This is a genomic window from Mesorhizobium silamurunense (assembly GCF_014843905.1).
GTDB lineage: Bacteria > Pseudomonadota > Alphaproteobacteria > Rhizobiales > Rhizobiaceae > Mesorhizobium > Mesorhizobium silamurunense.
In genome coordinates this window covers 1-398 of sequence record NZ_LPVS01000166.1, presented here as the reverse complement: position 1 = coordinate 398, position 398 = coordinate 1, and the positions used below count along the sequence as shown (strand labels likewise).

Annotated in this window: 1 protein-coding gene; it reads left to right on the top strand. The window is 63.8% G+C overall.

Annotation, left to right across the window (positions count from 1 at the left end; genetic code table 11):
- On the top strand, positions 1-398 hold a 398-nt coding region (locus AU465_RS32870; protein WP_192257154.1), incomplete at both ends, for an IS66 family transposase.

Sequence of the window (398 nt, the reverse complement as noted above, 5' to 3'; positions counted from 1 at the left end):
GCTGGGTCCATATGGAGCGGCAGATCCATGCCCTCGATAGCTTCACCGAACCGCAGCGCCGCGCCAAGGCCCTGATCCAGAGCCGGATCTGGTGGCTCTACAACGACATCAAGGCGTGGTGTCTGGATCCCACGCCCCGAAGAGCCAGGGAACTGGCCCGGCGGTTCGACCGGATCGTCGGCATGAAGACCAGGTTTGCGACCCTCGACCGTCTACTCGCGCGCATCCGGACCGACCGCCAAAGCTTCCTGAAGATCCTCCAACGCCCGGACATTCCGCTCCACACCAATGGCTCGGAGAACGATATCCGCAGCGTGGTGACCCGGCGCAAGATCAGCGGCGGAACCCACAGCGATCAGGGCCGTGCCGCCCGCGACACCATGCTCAGCATGATGAAA